This window comes from Corynebacterium kalinowskii (assembly GCF_009734385.1).
In the GTDB taxonomy this organism is placed as follows: Bacteria; Actinomycetota; Actinomycetes; order Mycobacteriales; family Mycobacteriaceae; genus Corynebacterium; species Corynebacterium kalinowskii.
Genome location: NZ_CP046452.1, coordinates 1,706,681 through 1,730,322 on the forward strand (window position 1 = coordinate 1,706,681; position 23,642 = coordinate 1,730,322).

Annotated in this window: 20 protein-coding genes and 1 pseudogene; 4 read left to right on the forward strand and 17 right to left on the reverse strand. The window is 58.1% G+C overall.

Annotated features, from left to right (window positions below; all coding sequences use genetic code 11):
* Positions 1–111 precede the first annotated feature (111 nt).
* Genes CKALI_RS08105 through CKALI_RS08115 form a run of 3 tightly spaced genes read left to right on the forward strand, consistent with a single transcriptional unit; the run spans position 112 to position 4,191 of the window.
* Positions 112–2,430 (forward strand): MMPL family transporter, encoded by a 2,319-nt coding sequence (locus CKALI_RS08105; protein ID WP_156192821.1) that lies wholly within the window; start codon positions 112–114, stop codon positions 2,428–2,430.
* Complete coding sequence (locus CKALI_RS08110) at positions 2,427–3,038, forward strand: TetR family transcriptional regulator (protein ID WP_156192822.1); 612 nt, start codon at positions 2,427–2,429, stop codon at positions 3,036–3,038. The genes CKALI_RS08105 and CKALI_RS08110 overlap by 4 nt, the downstream gene beginning before the upstream one ends.
* 40 nt (positions 3,039–3,078) lie before the next feature.
* Complete coding sequence (locus tag CKALI_RS08115) at positions 3,079–4,191, forward strand: DUF6882 domain-containing protein (protein ID WP_156192823.1); 1,113 nt, start codon at positions 3,079–3,081, stop codon at positions 4,189–4,191.
* Here the strand turns inward: CKALI_RS08115 and CKALI_RS08120 are convergent.
* From CKALI_RS08120 to CKALI_RS08165, 10 genes are all read right to left on the reverse strand, one after another.
* Positions 4,188–5,225, reverse strand: a complete 1,038-nt coding sequence (locus CKALI_RS08120) for a 3-hydroxyisobutyryl-CoA hydrolase (protein WP_156192824.1) — start codon at positions 5,223–5,225, stop codon at positions 4,188–4,190. The two genes, CKALI_RS08115 and CKALI_RS08120, sit on opposite strands and share 4 nt — an antisense overlap.
* 31 nt (positions 5,226–5,256) lie before the next feature.
* Entirely contained in the window at positions 5,257–6,321 is a 1,065-nt protein-coding gene (locus tag CKALI_RS08125) for a 3-hydroxyisobutyryl-CoA hydrolase (protein ID WP_156192825.1), read from the reverse strand.
* Between the two features lie 71 nt (positions 6,322–6,392).
* The gene (locus CKALI_RS08130) at positions 6,393–6,902 is read right to left on the reverse strand and encodes a hypothetical protein (RefSeq protein WP_156192826.1); all 510 of its coding nucleotides are present in this window, start codon (positions 6,900–6,902) and stop codon (positions 6,393–6,395) included.
* 149 nt (positions 6,903–7,051) lie between these two features.
* Complete coding sequence (ppk2, locus tag CKALI_RS08135; protein WP_156192827.1) at positions 7,052–7,918, reverse strand: polyphosphate kinase 2; 867 nt, start codon at positions 7,916–7,918, stop codon at positions 7,052–7,054.
* Between the two features lie 45 nt (positions 7,919–7,963).
* On the reverse strand, positions 7,964–8,290 hold the full coding sequence (locus CKALI_RS08140; RefSeq protein ID WP_156192828.1) for a putative quinol monooxygenase: 327 nt from the start codon (positions 8,288–8,290) through the stop codon (positions 7,964–7,966).
* 719 nt (positions 8,291–9,009) lie between these two features.
* Positions 9,010–10,743 carry an alpha/beta hydrolase gene (locus CKALI_RS08145; RefSeq protein ID WP_156192829.1) on the reverse strand — a complete coding sequence of 578 codons (1,734 nt, stop codon included), beginning with the start codon at positions 10,741–10,743 and terminating at the stop codon, positions 9,010–9,012.
* A gap of 138 nt (positions 10,744–10,881) precedes the next feature.
* Positions 10,882–11,229 (reverse strand): hypothetical protein, encoded by a 348-nt coding sequence (locus tag CKALI_RS08150; protein ID WP_156192830.1) that lies wholly within the window; start codon positions 11,227–11,229, stop codon positions 10,882–10,884.
* Between the two features lie 189 nt (positions 11,230–11,418).
* Entirely contained in the window at positions 11,419–11,982 is a 564-nt protein-coding gene (locus tag CKALI_RS08155) for a TetR/AcrR family transcriptional regulator (RefSeq protein WP_156192831.1), read from the reverse strand.
* 6 nt (positions 11,983–11,988) lie between these two features.
* Positions 11,989–12,669: an ABC transporter ATP-binding protein gene (locus tag CKALI_RS08160; RefSeq protein ID WP_156192832.1), complete on the reverse strand. Its 681-nt coding sequence runs from the start codon at positions 12,667–12,669 to the stop codon at positions 11,989–11,991.
* Entirely contained in the window at positions 12,666–13,775 is a 1,110-nt protein-coding gene (locus CKALI_RS08165; RefSeq protein ID WP_156192833.1) for an ABC transporter permease, read from the reverse strand. Before CKALI_RS08165 ends, CKALI_RS08160 begins: the two co-directional genes overlap by 4 nt.
* A 471-nt stretch (positions 13,776–14,246) precedes the next feature.
* Here CKALI_RS08165 and CKALI_RS08170 point away from each other — a divergent pair, with 471 nt between their 5' ends.
* Positions 14,247–14,849: an Ltp family lipoprotein gene (locus tag CKALI_RS08170; RefSeq protein ID WP_231580440.1), complete on the forward strand. Its 603-nt coding sequence runs from the start codon at positions 14,247–14,249 to the stop codon at positions 14,847–14,849.
* 134 nt (positions 14,850–14,983) lie between these two features.
* On the opposite strand, the gene CKALI_RS12360 is transcribed toward CKALI_RS08170, so the two are convergent.
* The 7 genes and pseudogenes from CKALI_RS12360 to CKALI_RS08200 form a co-directional block, all read right to left on the reverse strand.
* Positions 14,984–15,175 (reverse strand): ABC transporter C-terminal domain-containing protein, encoded by a 192-nt coding sequence (locus CKALI_RS12360; RefSeq protein ID WP_407643768.1) that lies wholly within the window; start codon positions 15,173–15,175, stop codon positions 14,984–14,986.
* An 89-nt stretch (positions 15,176–15,264) separates the two neighbouring features.
* Positions 15,265–16,777: pseudogene (locus CKALI_RS08175) on the reverse strand (ABC-F family ATP-binding cassette domain-containing protein); the annotation flags it as partial.
* Positions 16,778–16,861: 84 nt separating this feature from the next.
* Positions 16,862–17,797, reverse strand: coding sequence for a 4-(cytidine 5'-diphospho)-2-C-methyl-D-erythritol kinase (locus CKALI_RS08180; RefSeq protein ID WP_156192836.1), 936 nt, complete (start codon positions 17,795–17,797; stop codon positions 16,862–16,864).
* Positions 17,794–18,669: a 16S rRNA (adenine(1518)-N(6)/adenine(1519)-N(6))-dimethyltransferase RsmA gene (gene rsmA / locus CKALI_RS08185; protein WP_197079666.1), complete on the reverse strand. Its 876-nt coding sequence runs from the start codon at positions 18,667–18,669 to the stop codon at positions 17,794–17,796. The genes CKALI_RS08180 and rsmA overlap by 4 nt, the downstream gene beginning before the upstream one ends.
* 23 nt (positions 18,670–18,692) lie before the next feature.
* A complete protein-coding gene (locus CKALI_RS08190; protein WP_156192838.1) occupies positions 18,693–19,835 on the reverse strand; it encodes a resuscitation-promoting factor in 1,143 nt (380 codons plus the stop codon).
* A 187-nt stretch (positions 19,836–20,022) separates the two neighbouring features.
* Positions 20,023–20,862, reverse strand: coding sequence for a TatD family hydrolase (locus tag CKALI_RS08195; RefSeq protein WP_156192839.1), 840 nt, complete (start codon positions 20,860–20,862; stop codon positions 20,023–20,025).
* Positions 20,855–23,590 carry a cation-translocating P-type ATPase gene (locus CKALI_RS08200; RefSeq protein ID WP_156192840.1) on the reverse strand — a complete coding sequence of 912 codons (2,736 nt, stop codon included), beginning with the start codon at positions 23,588–23,590 and terminating at the stop codon, positions 20,855–20,857. Before CKALI_RS08200 ends, CKALI_RS08195 begins: the two co-directional genes overlap by 8 nt.
* Positions 23,591–23,642: the final 52 nt, after the last annotated feature.

Below are 23,642 nucleotides of genomic sequence, written 5' to 3' on the forward strand. Positions count from 1 at the left end.
AATCTACATTAGCGAAAATTGCACACCATCAACTCCTACATTGCACGCCGTGCGCAATTTTGCATACAATATGCAATTGTTATTGTTCTACACAACATTAAGGACTTCGCTGTGGCGAAATTTCTCTACCGAATCGGAAAATCCGCCTACCACCACAAGTGGCGCTTCATCGCCGTCTGGCTCATCATTCTTTTCGCGCTCGGTGGCTTGGCCACCACCTTCTCCAAGTCCACCAACACCAGCTTTTCTATTCCTGGGCTCGACTCTGTAGTCACTCAGGAAAAGATGCAAGAACGCTTCCCAGACGCCGGCGATATGGCTTCCGCTCCTACTGGATCGATCGTTGTCCAGGCACCTGCCGGGAAGTCCTTGCAGGACCCAGATCAGGAAGCGGCCGTCGCAAAGCTCGTGCAAGACCTTCAGTCCAAGCCATATCTGGCAAACACGGAAGCGATCGTCGCCCCACAGCTAGCCGCGATGGGTATGCAACAGCAGCTCACGGAAGCCAAGACCGCACAAGGCGTGCCGGAAGAGCAGATCGCCGCGGATATCCGCGCGCTTTCTCCGCTCAGCGAGGACGGCCGAACCGGCACCATCAATGTCGCCTTCGACGCTGCTTCGGCGATGGATATTGACGCCGCTGACCGCACCGATTTGAAGTCCACTCTGGACGCTGCTGCCAGCGATAACCTGCAGGTGTCCTACGCCGGACAGGCATTCTCCGGCCAGGGCGAAATGGGCATGGCTTCGGAGCTCATTGGTATTGCTGTCGCCGCGCTGGTTCTCATGATCACCTTCGGGTCGTTCGTGGCCGCCGGTATGCCGCTGATTTCCGCCGTCGTCGGCGTCGCCATCGGCCTGCTGGGCGTGATGCTCGGCACCGCCTTCACCGACTCGATCAATGACATGACGCCGACGCTGGCATCGATGATCGGCCTGGCCGTGGGCATCGACTACGCGCTCTTCATCGTTTCCCGATTCCGCAACGAGCTAATCGCCCAGATCGGAAACGACCTGACACCCGCGGAACTTGCTGCAGAAATCAAGAAGACCACCGTCGCCCAGCGTGCGGAAGCCATGGGTCTGGCCGTGGGCAAGGCTGGCTCAGCCGTCGTATTCGCCGGTATCACCGTCATCATTGCACTGACCGCGCTGTCCATCATCAACATCCCATTCCTCACCGCGATGGCACTCGCCGCCGCCGCAACCGTGGTCATCGCAGTGCTCGTAGCTCTGTCCTTCCTACCTGCCGTGTTGGGGCTGCTCGGCACCAAGGTATTCGCCGCGCGCGTCCCTGGTGTGCAGGCACCTGACCCAGAGGACGAAAAGCCAACCATGGGACTGCTGTGGGTGCGTCGCATCCGCAACCGCCCGATCCTGCACCTCGTGCTTGGCGTAGTCTTCCTCGGCCTGCTGGCCATTCCTGCCGGCCAACTGCGCCTGGCTATGCCAACAGACGGATCCGAGCCCCTTGGCTCCCCTGCCCGCGTGGCCTACGAAACCACCGCTGAGGCCTTTGGTCCCGGCCGCAACGCCCCTATGATTGCCCTCGTAGACCTGGTCGATGTGGCTCCTGAGCAGCGCCAGCAGGCAATGGGCGCTGCGCTCAGCGAGATTTCCGCAACCGAGGGCGTCGAGAATGCGCAGGTGGTCAAGACCACCGACAGCCTCGACACCGCCCAAATCATGATCACACCGAAATACGGCGCCACGGACGAACGCACCTCGGAAACCCTCACTGCGCTGCGCGATCACGTCCCTGCCTTCGAGGAAGCCACCGGCGCCACCTACGGCATCACTGGTGTCACGCCAATTTTCGACGACATCTCCGCCCGCCTCCAGAACGTGCTGCTGCCCTACATCGCGATTGTTCTCGCCCTGGCATTCCTGGTGCTCATGCTGGTATTCCGCTCGATCTGGGTCCCACTGATCGCCGCCGCTGGCTTCGCGCTCTCGGTCGCCGCCACCTTCGGCATCACCGTGGGCTTCTTCCAAGAGGGCTGGCTCGGGCTTATCGACGACCCACAGCCGCTCCTCTCCTTCCTCCCCATCATGCTCATCGGCCTCGTCTTCGGCTTGGCCATGGACTACCAAGTCTTCTTGGTGACCCGCATGCGAGAAGGCTGGGCACACGGCAAGACCGCCGGTAACGCCACGTCGAATGGCTTCAAGCACGGCGCTCGAGTAGTAACCGCAGCGGCGCTGATCATGATCTCCGTGTTTGCGGCGTTCATGATGCAAGATGCGGCCTTTATTAAGACGATGGGTTTTGCCCTCGCGGTCGCAGTAGCATTCGATGCCTTCGTCGTACGCATGATGATCATTCCGGCCACTATGTTCTTGCTCGACGAGCGAGCTTGGTGGTTGCCGAAGTGGATCGATAGGATCTTGCCAAAGGTTGATATTGAAGGCGAGGCACTAGCGAAATGAGTAACCTCCGGGAGTCCAAAAAGGTCGCCACGCGGCGAGCCCTTGCCACTGCTGCCGCGACCATCATGTTCGAACAGGGCGAACAAGCCCTGACTGTCGCGGCAGTCGCGGAGGCTGCCGGAGTGTCAACTCGCACGTTCCACAATTACTTCGCCTCCCGTGAAGAGGCGCTTTCCGAGTTCGTGGTGCAGTCCATTGACGAGGTACAGCGCAGCATGGAGCAGCTGCCCCCAGATACGGATATCGTCACTGCTTTCGAAAAGATAGTGCACGGTGTGATTTCGGAGGATTCCGATTTGCTGCGCACGATCAGTATGATCGCGTCGATCGGCCAGCAGCTCGATCAAGTTTGCGCCCTGCCGCCACACAATGAGGTCCGGCAACTGCACTGTCGCTTCGAAGAGTTCTGGCAACACCGCTTTCCGACGACCGATCCAGACCTCGTGCGGCTGACCCTGCAGAACACAGTTCATACTGCGGGTATGTGCCTTTCCCGCTACTTTGAACCGGACTCGAGCTATTCCACCGCGGAACTGCATGCGTTCGCAGACAAGGCCTTTGCCCTGCTGCGTCAAGGCACCACCACAACGTGGCAGCAGCAGGGATAAGCTGGACAGCTGCACGTAGGAACACTAGAAAGGACCCGCAGTGCTTGAAAATCCAAACTCGATTAGTGAGGTTGCGTGGGACGGCTACATTGATCGCGTCGATGTAGATTTCAACTTCCAAGCACTGCTGGGTGAGGTCCTTTCGCGGGAAATCAACCAGAATTCGGAAGGTTTCCAGGTTCGATTCCAGCGCCGAGGCGGCGCTGACCTCACCTTTCCTGCTGACCTAGTTGCAGAGGTCGACGAGGGACATCTCACCTGGCAGTCGACGCGCATCGCCGAGGCTGCTAGTGTGTTCGGCATTCCGGAGCTCATCGGAACCCATCAAATGCAGCCCGAGCTCATCTCGGCCGCCCGCACGATTTACCAAAATGCGCCGATCATCGAAGTCCCGTTCCACGACCGCACTGTTGTCCTTGCTTTGCAAGGAGATTGGCTGCGCTCCAATCCCCAGCGCGCTCTGCTGCAAGCCACGGCAGCGGAGACTCCGGCAGCTCACCTAGATCGATGCCTCGAGGTGTTCGCTGCCGTCCGCGAACTTCCTGAAACCCCCGTCCTAACCCGCCGCGATGGTGCCGTGTATGACATCGCCGGCGGTCTCAGCCTTGATGACGTCCGTGCGGACGCGTTTTACTTCGCTGAAGAACACCGCTTGTTCTTTGAAGCCATCTACCCCAACCCGAGAGCCTATTTCGATCCTGCTTCCGGCCAGGCTCATCTCACTTCTGCGGAGAAAACTCCCCTGACCTGTACGGCAACCCTGCTCGCCGTGGTCGAGGACGACGTGTGGACAGCCACCCACGCTCTGCCCTACTTTGCTCGCTCTCAGGCGGCATCACGGGCTAGGGCGATCCTCGACTTCGGCTACGCCAATAACATCCCGGCGTTGGTAGCCCGCACAATGCCAGCGCAGCGCGCCTTCGACTGGGATCTCATCGATGTCGCCAAACCAATCGTCGGGATATGGACGCATGCGTTCGCTCCGCTGTCACCCACCGCGTACGCGGTGCTCCTCGTCGATCACCCAGCGCTGCGCCTGCCTGCGCCTCAGCCGGAACGAGTCGCAGCTATGAAGGAGCGACAGGTTCCCGCGGGCGTCGATAAGCAGCGAGCTCTCGCTGCATACGACCGGTTCCGGATGGGTCGAAGCTAAGACAGTACCGAACGATACTGAATCGGGTCCACATCTGCTGGCTTCGCTGGGTCAAACTTCGGCTGGCGATCTTTGTCAACTAGCACAGCTCGCACGCCCTCTGGGAAGTTCGGCTGGCGACGCAAGACGGATCCGACGGCGTACTCGTTGTTGAGGCCCTTTTCTACGGAATCGATTTCGGCATTGGCTGTGTAAAGCTCGGTGGTCGCAACGACGGAGGCTGGGTTGGCGCTACTTAACAAGTCCCACACGAGGTCGACGAATTCAGGGTCTTCACACTGACCTAGGGCTGCCTCGATCTCTGCCCAGGAGTCGTGGCCAAAACACTTTTCGATCACTGTACGGTGTTGATTTAGGAACGATTCTTCCGTGAACTCTTCAGCAAACTTCTCCAACGCTTCGTCGATTGACTCCGCGATGAGCATGTCAGTGAAGTCGCCGATCTTTTCGCTCGGTACGAAATGAGTTGCTAGGCCGCTATAAAGCATGTCGGCTGGCTGCATGCGGTAACCGGTAATGCCCACAAATTTAGCAACAGCCGGCAACGGAATGCCTTCGGCGCTTTCCACATGCGTACTCATCCAAGACAGGCCGACATCCGGAATGAACCCGATGGCGGTTTCTGGCATGGCAGCAAACGCTTTCTCGGAGATAACGCGGTGGCTACCATGCGCACTCACACCTAGGCCACCGCCCATGACGACGCCATCGATGATCGCCACGTATGGCTTGGAGTAGTTCGCGATCATGGCGTTCATCGTGTACTCGGCCTGAAGGAACTGATCACCAAATTCGTGATCGCCTTCTAGAGCGCGCTCGCGAACAACTTTGATGTCACCACCAGCGCAGAAGCCCTTTTCAGAATTGGAAACGACAACCACGCGGTGGATTTCAGGATCATCTCGCCACTCTTCCAAGGCTGCCGTGATGATGGCGATCATCTCAGGATCTAAGGCGTTGAGTGCCTTAGGCCGGTTGAGCTCAAGGATGCCGGTGGAGGAACGAGTTGAGGTCAATACTTCTGGTGCAGTCATGACCCCAGTGTGCCATAAAATGTGTGCCCGGTTACACGATTTGTCGAGCATTCGCGATAGCTGCCCGATATGGCTCCGGATCTACCTCTAGGGCGTTGGCCGGGGTAAATGCTGGCTTCGCGTCCTTGTCGATGAGCACTGCACGAACGCCTTCATGGAAGTTTGGATCCCGGCGCAGGAGTTCGCCGATGAGGTATTCGTTGTTGATGCCTTCCTGCAAAGATTGCGCCTTGCGGTTGGCGGCATAGGTTTCCGTTGCAGCCACGATCGCGGTGGGGCTCGCGGCGTGCATCAAGTCCCGGATACTTTCGCGGAAAGCGGCATCCGGCGCACCGCCGATCGCTGCGTCTATCTCCGGCCAGGTCTCGCGACCGAAAATGTCCTCAATGAGCGGCAAGTACTTGCGCACGTGCGATTCCTGGGCGAAGTCCGTCGCGAATCGCTCGAGAGCCACCGGTCCCTCTTGGATAACAGCATCGATGGCCTTATCGAGGGCGATACTAGGGACGAAATGAGTGGCCAGTCCGGTGAACAGCATGTCTGCAGGTGACATCGGGTAGCTGGTCAAACCAACGAAGGATGCGAGTGCCGGGATTGGTCGGCCAAGTTCGCCCACCATGTGGGCCATGAAGTAGGTGGTGCCGACATCGGGCACCCAGCCGATTGCCATTTCTGGCATTGCGGCCAAGGAGTTCTCGGTGACCACGCGGTGGCTGCCGAGCATCGCCAGGCCAATTCCTCCGCCTAGAACGGAACCGTCAATGAAGGAGACGTACGGCTTAGGGAAGTCCGCGATCTGCAGGTTGAGGCGGTATTCACGGGTGAGGTAATGATCACCACGCTCGTGTTTGCCTTCGGCGGCGTCGTCACGCACTGCCCTGATGTCGCCACCGGCGCAGAATACCTTCATTCCCTTGGTGAACAGCACGACGTGGGTAATAGCATCGTCGTCGGCCCACTGATGAAGCGCCTCGCTGATGATGTCGACCATCTCGCCGCTGATCGCATTCAGCTGGCGAGTGCGGTTGAGCTCAAGGATGCCCGCGGATCCCTCGACGTGTGCCAGTACCGGTGTGTTCTGCGCTACATTTTCCACAGGCTGTAGTTTGCCACACTTCTAGCGGCGATGTGGAGAGTTACCCCTAGAAGGGACCCGATGCCTGGAGGTTAGAACTCAGTAATTTTCCGGGTAGATGGGTCAATCAAGATCCGAGTCTTCCCAACAGAGCATTCCACGGTCTTGTCTGTCCGGACAGCACATTCAGCTTGTCCATAACTAACTCGTTGCCCGGGTTCGAGATACTTAAGCTGCGGCTCCAGCGGACCTTCGCCAACGTAATACCGCGCGCCGCCAGCGGTGAGATCCACCTGGTTAGTATTCCCCGGACCGACGCCCCCACAGAAGACCAAGTCCTGCTGCATTCCACAGAAGTTCACCACCGACGAGTTAGTACGAATATTGAAAATTGGAAAGCCGTTACGCCCGAAGAAGTATGTCGGATCGACCGCTTCATATTCGGGCTGCGCGATCTCTGACGACGGCTGTGGCGACTCCGCATTCCGTGAAGTGGAGACCGAGGATGCGGTAGGTGTGGGGACGGTGTGCTCACCAGAACACGCAGCTAGAAAACCAACGAACATCAACACTCCAGCAAGTGCCCGAAATTTGATATCCATGCGCCAACCAGCCTTTCAAAGCGGTTCATTCAAACAAACTATCGCTGCAACAATGACGAGCGTTTCAAGGATCCCACATGCTCTGAACGCGAGAACGCAGGCCACCACAGCTGTCGGTGTGGTGGCCTGCGTTTACTCGTCGCGAAGGACTATTTCTTAGTCTTCTTCTTTGCCTTCTTCTTCGGCTTGTCTTCTGCGAGTCGCTCTTCCTCAAGGTGCGCGGCCACGTCTGGAACATACCGGAAGTCAGAGCGCGGTGGGCGGACGTAGTCATTGACAGACTCTGGGCGCTCCGGGATTTCTGGCAGCGGGCGTTCGATCTTCTCGTAAGGGATCGAGCTCAGCAAATGGTTGATGACGTTGATGCGGGAGCGCTTCTTGTCCTCGGATTCCACGGTGTACCACGGTGCGGAGGGGATGTCGGTGTGAATGAACATCTCATCCTTGGCTCGGGAGTAGTCCTCCCAGCGGGTAATGGACTGCAGGTCCATTGGGGAGAGCTTCCAGCGGCGGAGCGGATCCTTGAGGCGCGACTTGAAACGCTTGACCTGCTCTTCGTCGGAAACGGAGAACCAGTATTTGCGCAGTAGGATGCCGTCCTCGACCAGCAGGCGCTCGAAGATCGGGGCCTGGTGAAGGAAGCGACGGTACTCCTGAGAAGTGCAAAAGCCCATGACTCGTTCAACGCCGCCACGGTTATACCAGGAGCGGTCGAAGATAACGATTTCACCTGCGGTCGGGAGTTTTTCTACGTAGCGCTGGAAATACCACTGGCCTTGCTCGCGGGAGTTCGGGGCAGGCAAGGCCTCGATGCGACAGGTGCGCGGGTTGAGGTATTGCGTGATGCGCTTGATCGCAGAGCCCTTACCGGCAGCGTCTCGACCTTCCATCACGATGACGACGCGCGCGCCGGTTTCCACCACCCACTGTTGCATGTCAACAAGTTCGGCCTGCAGACGCTTGAGTTCGGCCTCGTAGGCCTCTTTGGATAGCTTTGGTGGCTTAACTTTTCCCATGGTTATCAGCCTACTTCCCCCAAGGCTTAACCTAAAATTTACCTTTTAGTTTTCGACCTTGAATTCAGTCATTTCGTCCCACTCGGTTTTGCCTGGGATGAGGGTGTTGATGATTGTTGGAGTTTCCACAAGCAGCTTCGGCATGTCGACGCATGCATGCTTGAAATGATCAGAGGCGACGTGAGCTTCGGCGGCGTCATCCTTGAAGCCTTCTACCAGAATGAACACATCGTCCTCGTCAGTGGACTTGTACCATTCGAAAAACAAGCAACCTTCTTCTGCGCGGGTAGCGTCGGTGAACGCAGCTACTTGTTCACGGAAGGTAGCGACGAATTCTGGGCGAACTTTGTACTTCACGTTGATAAGGATCATGGGGGCGATTGTAGTCTGTGAGCTTTGACTGCGCGGTTAGTGCAGTTCAGAGCGTTTTTCCTATCCTTCCATGCATGCCATATGTGCCACTTCTGAACGGAATCGCCACTGAGCAATGGGATTCCGTGGGGATTTTGGGACGAGTTAATAAAATACCGAACTCCGCATAAAGAACCCGATGATGTTGGTACGCCCCCCCACTGTTGGACTCCAATATCCCGGACAGCTCATTAGAACAGGTTATACGTAATGCCCAATTGCCTTTTCAACGAAACTGCGCGGAAACATTGTTCCAACACGACCGACAATCTGCTTTTTGATTGGGAAACACCTTCCAATAGCATTACGTTAAGCACTCAACCAGCTGTGCAGCACCCGTGCTATGTTTATTGGTATGACCAAGCTAATCGATCGAGACGTAGAAGAACTTGTGTCCGCTCAACTAGCGAAACACGGCAGAATTAGCGTGTCTGAACTCATTGACATTTACGACGAAGTCGAAGCAAGGTATGCCCCGTCAAACATACTGAATGCGTCTCGGGAATTCTGAGTGCGGTCTACTCCGTGCCAGTAAAGAAACCCGCGTACTGACCATTTTGCGTTGAACTGGTTCTTCTGAGCTCAGCTGCAGCGTTTTGATCTTGAGATTCACTTCGAAACCCTTAAACAGCAACGGCTACGGTATCCCTGCTTCCAGCAAAACGATCAAGCCCTGCGACCTAGTAAACCTCAAGGGCCTCGCGCAGTGGCTCCAGATCACCTTGGTAACCCGTGATCGCCGCGAGGCCATCCAAGACCTCCGTGCCATAGTTGTGGCCATAATAGGTCGGCACGCTCACGGAGTTGGCCATGTCCAAAGTGACCTGCCAAAACGTCACCAGGGGCTGCCAGCTCATGCTCGGATGCCGTCCAATTCCCGGCGATTCCTTGAGCCAGTCTGGCTGGGAGAACAGCAAATTCGGCGACCACCACACAATGGGATCCGTAGCATGTTGAATGAACAGGACGCGCGGGCGGTTCCACGGGGCATCGTCGTGAAGCATGCGTCCAATCTGCCGTGAGTTTTCCGCAAACCGCACCGTGGTACCACCGCCGAATTCGGGCGCAACCTCGCGAGTGCCGGGGTCGCGACGCAGGCTTAACGACGCCCACAGCTCATTAGAGTTCGGCGGCCCCACCCACAGCACTCCGTCAACTTGACGAGTGATGTCCTTGACACCGCTAAACGCGCCTTCCCCCTGGGTGGTTCCCAGGGACTCACCAAACAAGTAGAGCTCTGGGCGGCCCTCCGCGGGCAGGCTGTTTCGCCAGGCTAGAACCGATTCCACAAGAATCTTGCCGGATTCGTGGACCTGATCCTTGGACGCCACGAATTGTACCGGCGAGGGCAGGTTGGAGTATTGCATGGCCACGATGGCAGAGTCGCCGCCATAGAGAAGCTCAAAAGACTGGGCAGCGGTCGGGTTGACCCAGCCAGTGCCCGTCGTGCCCGCGATGAGCACAGCTTTACGTTCGTGGGCTTGGGTCCTATGTAGCTCGGCTACCAGGCGATCCGCCTGAATTTCAGGAGTGTCACCATTCTTGAGACCCGAGAACAGTCGAATTGGTTCCTTGGCGGGCTCTCCCGTTACTTCCGCGATTTCGGAGCCGTCCATTCCGAGGCTGACGAAGCGGGAGCCGTGGGAGCCGAGGCCTTCCCACCGGTTGAAGGAGTACTCCGAACCTGACCTGAACTGGCTTTTCGGTGGCTTAAGACTTGGATCAGGTGCACTGTTGGTCACTGCAGCGCCTTTTTCAAAGACGCGGATGACGGTGCCGGGAATGACGGAATCGACAAGCCACAGTGCCAAGCCCAGTGCCACTGCGGTAGCGATAATCGAGCGCGCGGCTGCCGTCCAACGATCTGGGGCGATCCGGGCAACGAGTCTGCCGAGGTCAAGCATCCAGTGCACGAGCAGGAGGATGAGCACCCATATGCCGAGTCCGAGCGGAAGAATCCCTAGCGCTTCCCAGCCGAAGTGAGTGGGAATGCCCATATATTGGTGAAGTTCGCGTTGCCAGCGCACCGCAGAAACAGAGATGTAGGTGACCCAGATCAGAACAACGCCCAGCAAGGACATTTCTATCCGGAACCACACCTTTTCCGGGAAATCAGTCAGCTCTTTGAGCGCCGCGTACTCTTCTTCCATCGCGAAGGCCTTGAGGAATTTGTGACCGAATACGGCGGCCACTTCCCTGCCCCAGTTCCGCCAGTTCCAATTGAGGAAGACTCCTAAGCCATATCCGGATGCCGCGGAGAAACCGCTGGCCATTGCCTGGAAGAGCCAATCACGTGGGAGCAGAGACGGGGTCGCGGCCACCGCAAACATCATGCCGCCCAGAATCAAGCCCCACGAATTGAGACGCCAGCGACGCCAAAACGAGAGCACATGCGGCTTCTCGATCACATTCATGGGCGTCCCTCACTTCTACCGGGATGTCCAGTGTATCGAATCACATAACCGTCACCCTAGACTTACAATTTGCCAGCAATTGCTGATAAATACTTACCCTTTACTTATTTAACGGCTAGCATTCGGGGTATGCACTTACTAATTCATGAAGAAGATAGTTCGAGTCCACAGAGTCGCAAGGCAACGTTCGACGACTTGCGGCTTCAATACCAACGCACAGCTGGTAGTGAAGATGGAGCCTCGATTTGTGTCGTAGACCCAGATACCGTTGATGAGGTTGTACGTCATTTTAGTAGACGGTGGCGCACTGACGAAGCTCAAATTCAAATCGTCAATGAACTTGCGCTCTCCCAAGACCACGGTCCAGACGAGATTCGAGCGGAGATTTTCCAGGTTGCGAGTGGGACCAACGGTGCCGTTGTGATCGCCCTGAGCGTGTGGGATAACGATCTGGCACAACGCCAGCACCACTCCAACTCCACCCACTTTGCCTCCAGCTCAACCTACTGAGCCTGAGCTTCAGTCAGCTACATAGCGTGAATCGTCAGAGCCAGCGCATTCGTAACATCTTCTTGAGCCCGCAACCGGCTGATCGCACACTCAAGGGCGCGTATTTAAGCAGTCAGAACCGCATATTCACACATCATCAGAACACAAGGGTCACACGGGGATGAGTCAGTCCTCTGCCATCGCGATGCTGAGTCGCTGCAGCTTGGCGCGAATCTGATCCCGCTGTTCCGGGTGTTGCGCGCAATAATTGGCAGCTTTGCCGATGGCGGCGTCGATAAGCTCGCAGGAGAGCTCGTCGACACCCAGCAGTCGCTGTCGCGCATCGACGAGTTCGGCGTGTGCTTCTTGGACCCGCTGATCGGCGAACGCCGAAGAGTTCTGGCTCGCGGCCACCGTGAGCGGCCCATGGTCGCCGTCTACAAACAGATCGAACGTGGCCCCCGCATACGTTGCGATTCTCTCCGATTGCGTAGCTCCATCCGGAATCTCTGCGGAGATCTTTTCAAGTCCAGCGGGGATTTCCGCCAGCAATAGCTGAACCAGCAGGTCCTCCCCCGATGAGACGTAGAGGTAAACGCTGGAGCGGGCGAGGCCAACCTCCCGCGCCACCTCGCTTATCGACGGCAGCTGCCCGCCCTGCTCAACGATCAAACGAAGCCCAGCAGCCAAGACAGCTTTATGCTGTGCCGCACGATGCTCGGCTACAGAGGATCCAGAAATCTTTGGCATAGCTGCTTAGCTTAGTGCAGCAGGAGTGAGCCGTCCGTCAGTCATCTCGTAGATGCGATCGCAGTACTCAAGGACGTCTAAATCATGGGTCACCATGACGCCAGCGACGCCGAGGTCGTGACATTCTTCTGCAAGAAGGCGGACAATGTCGTGTGATCGGTTCCGATCGAGCGCTGCGGTGGGTTCGTCCACCAGCAACAATTCTGGCCCGGCGACCAGGGCGCGGGCGATGCCGATTCGTTGGCGCTCGCCACCAGAGAGCTGGGCTGGGCGGTAATCTGCGCGGTGTTCCATTTCCACAGCAGCGAGCAATTCGGTCACGCTACGTCGACCGCGTTTGCCCTGAATACGGGCCGCTAGTTCCAACTGTTCTTTGGCTTTGAGTGCCGCTGGCAGATTTGTGGTGGATTGAAATACGAAGCCGATGTGATCGCGGCGCATCTTGGCTAGCTGAGCGTCGTTCATTCCGGCTACATCGGTTCCGGCAATCTTTACGGACCCGCTATCGGGAGTAGTGAGCGCTCCGGCTACTGCCAGCAAGGTGGACTTGCCAGAACCAGACGGGCCGACAACTGCGACGAATTCTCCCGGCTTAACGGAAAGGGAAACGTGGTCGAGAGCATGCACGACGCTTTCTCCGTCCCCGTAATCGATGCAGACATCGCTGAGTTCAAGGGCGTTGGTCATCGGTTTTCTCCCAGAGCGTTGAGTGGATTTGTACGAGTCACACGAAGAACCGCGACGAAGGCACCAATGAGACCCGAAATGAACAAGGTGAGTGCGCCAATCAAAACCGGCGTCAGTTCGACCAAGTAGGGCATTCCTGTGTTTTCCAGTCCAAAGCCCATGAAGGTTGCGATGATGGAGCCAACGACAATGGACAGCACCAAAATGATGACGGCCTGCCCCATGGAATCCTTGAGCAAGAACCCCTTGGTGGCGCCCATGGCACGCATAACGGCGATGTCACCTGCCCGCTGGATAGTCCAAACGAGGAAGAAAGCGCCGGTAACCAGGGCAGCGATGATGTAAAGGAACCACTGGATCATCATCAGAGTCAGCGTTTCCGCTGCATAGCCTGGCGAGGAGTCAAAGGACTCCTTCAGCGTGCGCACGTCAAGCCCTGTATCTGCAGGGATGTCGGCACTTTGGGAAACGATCACCGAGGCCTTTTCGTAGGCCTCAGGGCGCGCTGCTTCACCGGCACGTGCGCCAGCGTGGACTTCCTGCCACACATCGATCGGCACATATGCCATGGCAACGTGGCCGAAGGTGCGCTGGTCTTCAGTAAAGCCAACGACGTTGAGCGTTGTTCCCACTCGATCAAGCGTGATCACGTCACCGATGGCGACGCCGTCCTCTTGCAGGTTTTCCGAAAGGATGACGTCGTGAGGCGTGCTCGTTGCTTGGCCGTCGGTACGTGGCTGAATCTTAGGCAAACCTTCCGGAGCGATGAAGGAACCTGGGACGACACCCATCAAGGTCAGATCGACTGGAGTGTTGTTTTGGTTTTTGGCGTTAACGATGGTCAGACCGAGTGGGGTGGCATCGGACAGCTTGTTAGCGTCGGTGAGCGCTACCTCGGAGCGAGTGAAGGCAGAATCGGTTTCAGTGCCCGTTTCGAATGCGATGGCCTTCGCATCTAAGGCTTTGAGACCGGAAACGCCATCATGCACGAGGCCGGAGGTGAGGCCCGAAATGATGACGATGAGGATGGACATGAGTCCGAGAACCATGCCCATGAGCGCAAAACGATTGCGCGCAAAAAGCATGTCTCTAAAAGCTAGGTACATAGTGGGTTCTTTCGCGGGTGCGCGGACAGTAACTCATGTTACCGACATGGTGTCGATAACATTCCCACAAAGCATAACTTAGCGACACCGTGTCGCCAAAATCAGTCGGCCGATCTCCCTTATTCGTTTATCCACAACGTTTCCAGGTCGCCCAGCTCGACAACCAAGCCCCTTTTACCCCACATGCGAATTGACCCGGTTTCCAAAGTCCATCACATTGACACCCAACCCCCTCACCTATCCATTCGAACCAACCTGCCCGGCAAGCACCCCTACCGGCCACAACCCCGCCTCGGGTAGCGAATCCGATTCCACATTTTCGAATGACTAATCAAAGCGTCTTGTGTCACTAATAATCTCAGTCTTGTTCGATTCCACCGCAGCAATCCGGCTACACAACTTGAACGAGGAGAGATCATCATGACCTACCCGCAGAACCCCCAAAATCCATATACTCAGCCCACTATGCCGATGGCACCCGTCAAGAAGAAGGGCGGATGCGTCAAGTGGGGTGCCATCATCGGTGGCGTGTTCATCGCGGCCGTGGCCTGCAACGCCATCATTGGTGGCGGCGACACCACCACTTCCCCAGCCCCTGTGACAACGGAGGTAACCAACATGTCACCAGCTCCGCTAGCGCAGTTGCCGAGCGAGACCGCAGCAGCTCCGGAGAAGCCAGCTGCCGTCGTCGAAAAGCCTGCGGAAGCCCCTGCGGCACCGGAGAAGCCGGCTGCGGTCGCCGAAAAGCCTGCGGAAGCCCCGAAGGTGACCGTGGAGCAGAAGTCCGCGCTAAAGAAGGCGGAGTCATACTCCAAAACGATGCACATGTCGAAGGCCGGGATCTACCATCAGCTGACCAGCGAGTACGGCGAGAAGTTCTCGCCCGAGGCGGCACAGTACGCGATCGATAACCTGAAGGCAGACTTCAACAAGAACGCACTCGAAAAGGCGAAGTCCTACCAAAAGAACATGAGCATGTCACCCGATAGTATCTATGACCAGCTTGTCTCCGAGTACGGCGAGCAATTTACCCCAGAGGAGGCGCAGTACGCGGTGGACAACCTGGCGCCGTAACGGGTCACCTGCAGTTCACGACGTCGATTTCAGGACCGGCAGTTGTGCTGCGCAGCATTCTTGGTCCGTTTCTCAAGCTGGTTGGCCTCAAGGTATGCCACATGGAGCGAAGCGAAGCTCTCTGCGATAAGTAGCTACTCCAGCTCTTCGCCCAGCTCCAGCCACTGCATTTCCAACTCATCAAGCTCATCCTGCGCTTTGTTCATCGCGGCGTTGAGCTCGGTGAGCTTTGCTGTATCCATCGTCTCCGCGGCGACAGCCATGTCGGCGTTGTACTTGGCGACGGCATCTCGAAGCTTGCCCATCTTGCGCTCCAGCGCGTTCATTTCCTTTTGCACGCGGCGATGAGTGGCGGCGTCGATCTTCGGTTCTTCCTTGGCAGGCAAGTCCTTCTCACCAAGGTCGATGACACCTCCCTCTGCTGCAGCCGCTGCCGCGCGACGGTTCAGGTATTCTTCAATGCCGCCGGGCAAATTGGTCAACCTCCCATCGCCAAAGAGCGCCCAGGTGGAGTCACAAATCCGCTCAATCAGATAACGGTCGTGGGAAATCACGATGAGGGTGCCTGGCCAGCCGTCGAGTAGGGATTCGAGCTCCTGGAGGGTATCGATGTCCAGGTCATTTGTCGGCTCGTCCAAGAGCAGCACGTTCGGTTCGGCCATTAGGACGCGGGTGAGCTGCAACCGTCGACGCTCGCCACCTGAGAGATCACCAACCGGGGTGCGCTGACGCTTGGCGGAAAAGCCAAGGCGCTCTGCAAGTTGCGAGGCCGACATTTCCTTCTTGCCTATCTGCACATAGCTGGCCACCAGTTCCACGGCATCAATCAAACGCAGCGTCGGATCAAGATCATCAAGTTCCTGACGCAACCAGCCCAACTCCACGGTCTTGCCCTCGATACGACGACCGGCAGAAAGGGGGTGCTCCCCCGCCAAGGTACGCAAGAGGGTGGTCTTGCCGGAGCCATTGACACCAACGAGACCGATGCGCTCGCCAGGAGCGAGCCGCCAGGTGAGGTCGTCGACAAGCAGGCGCCCGTCCGGTGTTTCCACGCGGGCATCCTCCAGCTCAATCACGACTTTGCCTTGGCGCTTTTTAGAAAAGGCCATGAGTTCGACGGAGTCGCGCGGTGCGGGCACATCCGCGATGAGCGCCTCCGCGGATTCAATCCGGTAGCGCGGCTTGGACGTACGGGCCGGCGCACCGCGACGCAGCCAGGCGAGCTCCTTGCGGGCCAGATTCAACCGGCGTTGTTCAATGGCATCGGCCTGGCGAGCACGCTCAGCGCGCGCAAACATCCAGTCGTTGTATCCACCTTCATAGGTGTCGACGGTGCCGTCATGGACTTCCCACGTCTTGGTGGCCACGGTGTCCAAGAACCAACGATCGTGTGTGACCACAACCAAAGCCATCTTGGATTTCAGCAGATACGATGCCAGCCATTGCACACCTTCGACATCGAGATGGTTGGTCGGCTCATCCAGAACCACCAGATCCAAGTCCTGCACCAGCGCGGCGGCAAGGTTCGTGCGACGACGCTCGCCACCAGACAAGCGTGACACCAGCGTATCTAAGCCCAGATCCACGATTCCCAGACCGCTGAGCACCTCACGAACCGCTGCATTCGAGGCCCATTCAAATGTCTGCAGTCCCAGCGGGGCCAGCACAACATCAGCCACCGTGTGCTCGGGGTTAAGCTCAGCCCGCTGCGTAACGACGGCCATCTTCAGCTCACTATTGTGCGACACGCGACCTTCGTCAGGCGGTTCAATACCCGTCAAGATCTCCAGCAGCGTGGTCTTTCCACCACCGTTCAGACCGACGACGCCGATACGTTCGCCGGTTTGGACGCCGAGGGAGACTCCATCAAGGAGTGTCTTCAAGCCAAAAGACTTCGTGACATTTTCAAGGTTAATCAGGTTTGCCATGGTGAAAGCCAATTCTAATGCATAGACCGCGAACACTTTCTATTGACGAAAAGCGTACGCTGCAGCAATCCCGGCCACTGCGAACTATCCCACTAACTCCGCCCCACCAGCTGGCCCCTCCGCCACGGCCACGGAGGTAGCCACACCGGTGTCTAGCACGTAATCTGCCACGTCAACAGCTTGCTCCGCAGACTCACACAGGAACGCCACGGTTGGCCCGGAGCCGGATACCACTCCGGCCAGCGCCCCAGCAGTCTCACCAGCATTGAGAGTGCGGCGCAACTGTGGCAGCAGCGACAGCGCCGGGGCCTGCAGATCATTTGCCAAGTACTTCGCCACCTCATGCGGATCACCGCTGAGGAGCGCCGCCGACAGCTCCTTGATGTCTCCAGCTCGAGCCATATCCGGGCGAGCCGCACGCATGTCATCGAGTGTGTGGAAGACCTTGGGCGTCGACAAGCCCGCGCTATTGAGTGCCAGCGCCCAATGATAAGTCCCGCGCGAAAGCAGCGGCACCAATTGTTCGCCGCGTCCCGTGCCGAGCATGGTTCCGCCGAGCAGCGTAAACGGCACGTCTGAGCCCAGTCGGGCCGCCAGTGGCAGCAAATCGGCAGTGCTTATCGACGCCATCTGCCCCATCACACGCAGCGCAGCAGCCGCATCAGCAGACCCGCCGGCCATGCCACCAGCAGTCGGAATGCCCTTGCGCAGGCGAATATCGATCATCGGCAGTGGGGCCCCGCCCTGGGAACGATGCAGCTCGGTCGCCATATCGATGGCTTTCCACACCAAATTATCCGGTGTGGTGGGCACGGCTGGGGCACCAAGCCCGGTGACGCTGAGGCTGCGCACGATGGAGCCTTCAGCAGTTGACTGATCTAGGAGTTCGACCTCGAGGTCGTCGTGCAGGCTCAGTGATTGGAAGACTGTCACCAGCTCGTGGTAGCCGTCCTCGCGGGCATCCCCGACCCCGAGGTGGAGGTTTACTTTTGCGTGGGCGCGTGCGGTCAGGATTGTCATTTGGTCACTCCGGCAAGCCGCACGAAGTCGGCAACGCCGAGCTTTTCGCCACGCTCACTCGGGCTGATTCCAGCCTGCACCAGGGCTTCCTCGGCGGCAGCTCCGCCCCCGTAATAGCCGGACAGCGCGGCACGCAGGGTTTTGCGACGCTGGGCGAACGCGGCGTCGATAAGCGGGAAGACGCGGGAGCGGGTCGCATCATCGAGAGGCCAGGGCTCGGTACCTGGGGCGAAGCGATCGATGCGCACCAAACCGGATTCGATCTTCGGCGCAGGCCAGAACACATTCTTTCCGATAGACCCGGCGCGACGAACATCCCCGTAGAAAGCGGCCTTCACGCTGGGGACACCGTAGATTTTGGAGCCCGGGCTGGCTGCGAGCCGGTCGGCGACCTCCGCCTGAACCATCACTAACACGCGCTTGATGGAGGGGAACTCTTCTAGTAGGTGCAGCAGCACCGGCACGGAAACGTTATATGGGAGGTTTGCCACCAACGCGGTTGGAGACGGTGCCCCGGCAGCTTCGAAGTCAGCATGGGAGACCTGGAGCGCATCCTTCAGGATGATCCGCAGCTTGTCTGCATGATCGGGCGCGCGCCATTGCACAGTGCTTGGCAGCTCGCCGGCCAGACGGGAATCGATCTCAACAGCGGTGACATCAGCCACCGTGTCCAGCAGGGCGAGGGTAAGCGAACCAAGCCCGGGTCCGACCTCAACAACGTGGTCTTGGTCGGATACCTCCGCGGCAGCCACAATCATGCGAACGGTGTTCGGGTCGTGGACAAAGTTCTGCCCCAGCTTCTTCGTCGGAGTAACGTCCAGTTTCTCCGCGAGTTGCCGAATTTCTACCGGGCCGAGCAGCTGTGCATCCATACCTGATGAATCTACCGGAAGGCTTAGCGCAACCCCATCTTGGAGGTACATGCAGGCCATGCGCCCCAACCCTGGGCAGCCTGAACCTTCTCGGCAACGGCGATCTGCTCTTCACGGGAAGCCAGGTAAGCCATCGGCGCGTACTGTCCGCCACCGAAAGCAAGCCAGGTGGACGGGGTGAACTGGAGACCGCCAGAGAAACCATTTCCGGTGTTGATGGCCCAGTTGCCAGTCGCCTCACACTGCGCGAGCGCATCCCATACGGAACCGCTTGCCACAGACGGGGTAGCAGGCTTTTCCTTGGTACCACGCTTGATGGTGGCCGGGGTTGCCGGGGCAACCTCGGTTTCCTTGACGACGGTTTCGGAAACGACCTTGCCGTTCTCCTTGCGAATCTGCTTGGTTACATCGCGCTTGCCCGGAACGGCAGGCTTGTCTTCCTTTTCCTCGCCCTTGGCGAGCTCAGGGTCATCGATGTACGTCGGCTTCGGGGTGAAGTCTTCGGTAGCCGTGACAGACTCAATGTCCACCTTGGTTACCTGAATGGCGGTGTCATCGGTCACGCGGGTATCAAGGGCTGGGACAACCTTGTCATCGCCGTCAACCTTGATGCCTTCATTGTCCAGTACGTCCGCAACAGTTTCAGCAGCCAGCTGCGTGTAGGTGACGCGGCCAGCGTTTTCAACCTTGAGGATCTTCGGCGTCACCACATCGAGAGTGAAACCTTCGAGGGGAATCCGCTGATCAGTCGGGGCGGACAGCTTGCTAGCGGCATTTTGTCCGCCAACTTCCTGCATGAGCTCATCGACGGTCAGTGCCGTGGAAGTCACGCGGGTTGGCTGGCCATCGATGACCACTGCCACCTGCTTGGCGGAACGAACAGTGACACGCTCGCCATCAGCAAGAGTCTGGCTTGGGCTCGGCGCGACGAGGTCACGCGCCTGGATGCTCACGCCAGCCTGCTCAAGAGCGCCAGCGACATCGCCGGAGAAGGTGGTGAGGGCAATTTCCTCACCGTTGACGTCCAAGACGACATCCTTCTTCATGGCAACAGCGGAAACGCCGCCCACCAGGAGCGTCGCGAGCATGCCGCCAGTGGCCAGACGCAACGGCATAGAGTGCGTCGAGTTAAGGCGGTTAATTCGAGACTTTTGGTGTTGACCCACGGCAGAAATCACTCACATTCACATTGGTTCGGTTCTTGACGTCACGGTACGGTAACGAATCAATGAAGTCCAGCAAGCCCCAAATCACGCGCGTGTCTCAAATACACACAAAACCACAGTGAGCCACTCGAGTCACAGCCCACCTTGCTCTTTTCAATCCTGTGAAGTTACTAATAGTTTCGATCGCTCAAGGCATAAGGCCATAGACACGGTCAAACGTGGCATTAAGGGCTTCGACCAGTTCCTTAGGATCCTCGCCTCGAACTTCCGCCAGGCAGTAAGCAGCGTGTCCAACAAAAGAAGGTTCATTACGCGAACCCCGATACGGTTCCGCTGTCATATATGGAGCATCCGTTTCAATGAGGAACTGTCCCCGCGGTGCAATGCGTGCCGCTTCACGGAGCTCATCATTGCGCTTGAAGGTGACATTGCCGGCAAAGCTCAGCACGTAACCACGATCCAGCGCCTCACGCGCGACATCGAGCGGTGAAGAGAAGCAGTGCAAAATCGTCTCTACCGGCTGTGGCGCATCCGCAAGCACCCGCATCAATCCCTCATCAGCTTCCCGATTGTGGATCATCAATGCCTTTCCCGAAGACACAGCGAGGTCAATGTGCCACCGCAGCGCCTCTTCCTGCACGTCCAGCGGAGCGCAGGTCTCGGACTTACCAATCCAATAGGTATCGAGTCCAGTTTCTCCGATGGCGACGCAGCGGGGTTCAGCGGCCATTTCAGTCAGTCGGGCTTTGGCAGCGTCGTCAAGCTCCTGCGCACGAGTCGGGTGTATCGCGCAGGCTGCGTACACGCGCTCGTTGAGCTGCGCTGCTGCGAGGGCAGCCTCCGCCTCTGCGAGCCCGTCCCCCACCGTACAAATCCGATCCACTCCGGCCTCGACGGCACGGTCGACGATGGCTCGGATCTCCTCTTCTGTGCGCGCTCCACACGAGGCAAGGTGTGTGTGGGCATCGATCAGTCCGGGGAGGAAGGGAGCTGGTTCAGGGATAGGACGAGGCTTCTTCTTAGACACGGTTTCTAATCCTAGCGATCAACTTTCGACTTTCCTCCGCCCACAGCACCAAAGAAGCAAATCCAATGGTGACGACCCAATGCTCGAAATCCAGGGATGCCGTTCCGAAGGCACTCTGGAGGAAAGGAACTTCCACGACCATGAACTGCAGCACAACCCCGAGGATCACAGCTCCGAGCAGCCATTGGTTGCTCGCAATATCTTTAAAGGCCGAGTGCGTGGTGGATCGAGAGCTAAATACGTTGAACAGCTGACTGAAAACCAAGGTGGTGAACGCCGCAGTTCGAGCCACCTCTAGGTTGTCCGAGCCCGGGATGAATCCCCCAACCAGGAAGAAGTCCATCGTTAGCAGCGCGGATATGGCCATGACGGCACCCACCCAAAAAATGATGCCCCACATGCCGAGGTTGATCACACGCTCATGGGTTGCCCTCGGTGGGCGCCCCATAGTGTCATCTGTTTCCGGATCGAGTCCGAGGGCGAGTGCCGGCCCGGTATCGGTAATCAGGTTGATCCACAAAATCTGGGTAGCCAACAGCGGCAGCACGATATCTTCTGTCGAGGCACCCCGCAGCCCCAACGCTCCGGCAAATATCACGCCAAAGAAGACGGTGCACACTTCGCCCATGTTGGAAGAAAGCAAGTAGCGGAGAAACTTCTTGATGTTGTCGAAGATGTCGCGCCCCTGGCGCACCGCTGCGATGATGGTGGCGAAATTGTCATCCCTGAGGATCATCGCTCCTGCATCCTTAGTTACTTCAGTTCCCGTGATGCCCATCGCAACGCCGATGTCGGCGGATTTCAGCGCAGGCGCGTCGTTCACGCCGTCACCAGTCATCGCCACCACATGGCCCGCGTCTTGGAGGGCGTCAACGATGCGTAGCTTGTGTTGCGGGGCAACGCGGGCGAACACATTGACATCCTGAACTGCTTCAGCAAACTCTGCATCAGTGAGCTTATCCAGCTCTATTCCGCTTAAGGCGGTTCCACCGGCCGTCACCAACCCCAAATCCTGCGCAATCCGCAGCGCAGTCGCGGGGTGATCACCCGTGATCATCACGACGCGAATACCGGCGCGCTGAGCCTGGGCGATAGCCTCCCGTACTTCCTGCCGAGGCGGGTCGATCATGCCGACAGTGCCCTCATAGATCAGCTCGCGTTCAAGATCTTCCAGATCTTCACTGATGTGCTCGGGGTGGAGGCGTCGAGAAGCGATGCCGATGGTGCGCAAGGCTTGGTCGGACAGCTCCGCTACATCCGCGCGCACCTGTGCCTCGTCCACCTGCGCGCAGTACTTTGCGACGACATCGGGCGCGCCCTTCATCACCACCACGAACTCACCCGTCTCACGGTCACGGCTCAGAGTGGTCATCCGCTTTCGTTCGGAAGAAAACGGCACCTCACCCCTGCGCTCATACCGAGTTTCTCGGTCGATCGGATCCGCGAGCTTTCGTTCCGCCACGAAAAACGCTGCCTCAGTGGGATCCCCGACGATCTCCCAGGAGTCGTCGGCTTCGCGATGCAATTCAGCATTGGAGGCAAGGGCACCGCCGGCAAGGACGTCATAGACTTCGTTGATGTCTTGGCCAGTTGAGCACGTCACCTCACCGATGGGTTCGTATCCGACTCCGGCGATGTGGGCGGTTCCGCCTTCCGTTTTGACCTGTTGGATGGTCATCTCGTTGGTGGTGAGTGTGCCCGTTTTGTCCGAACAAATCACTGACGCGGAGCCCAGAGTCTCCACCGAATGCAGGTCTTTGACAATCGCATTGCGCGCAGCCATGCGTTGGACGCCAATAGACAAGACGATGGACAAGATCGCAGGCAGCCCCTCAGGGACCGCGGCGACCGCGAGCGAAACTCCGAGAAACAGGACCGTGACTGCATCGGACATGGTGGCAATATTGCTCGTCAGACTGATGGTGACCATCACGAGAACCGCGATCACGATGACGATGACGCCAAGCCAACGGCTCACTGACGCGATTTCTTTCGCTAGCGGGGTCTCTTCCTGCTCCGTATCGCTGAGCATGGTCGCGACGGCGCCGACTTCGGTATCCATTCCAGTCGCTGTGACCACAGCAACACCGGTGCCCTGAGTTACCGCGGTGCCTCGAAACACCATATTGTGTCGGTCACCGAGCGGGACCTCGCCCTCGATTCGGCCGGGGTGCTTCGTTACCGCTGTGGATTCGCCAGTTAGCGCTGCCTCCGCGATGGTTAACGCGTTCGCCTCGACGAGCCGAGCGTCGGCTCCGACGTTGTCACCTTCTTGCAGGAGCAAAATGTCTCCGGGAACAAGGTCATCGGCAGCGATAAGTCGAGCTTGTCCACCTCGGCGGACTGTTACTTGCGACCTCGTCATGCGTCGCAGCGCTGCCACGGCATCAATAGCGCGCGACTCTTGGAAGAAGCCGATGCAGGCGTTGGCGACGACGATGAACAGGATGACCATGGCGTCGATAGGCCAGCCCTGGTGCCCCTGGAACCACCAGGCTCCGAGTGAGATGGCGATGGCTCCCAGCAGAAGGTAGATCAGCGGATCATGAAACTGGGCCAAAAATCGACGCCACACCGGGACCGGGGGCGTCGACACTAGGGAGTTTGGCCCGTATTGAGCCAGACGGTCATCTGCCTCGGCCAAGCTTAAGCCGCTATCGAGATCCGCCCCTAAGTTGGCAATCAGGCGATTGATCTCCACTGACTGTGGCTGGGAAATGGTGCTCATGTTCCCACCATAACTCCAACCGCATGTGTAAGAGCCGGGTTAGCGAGGCGAG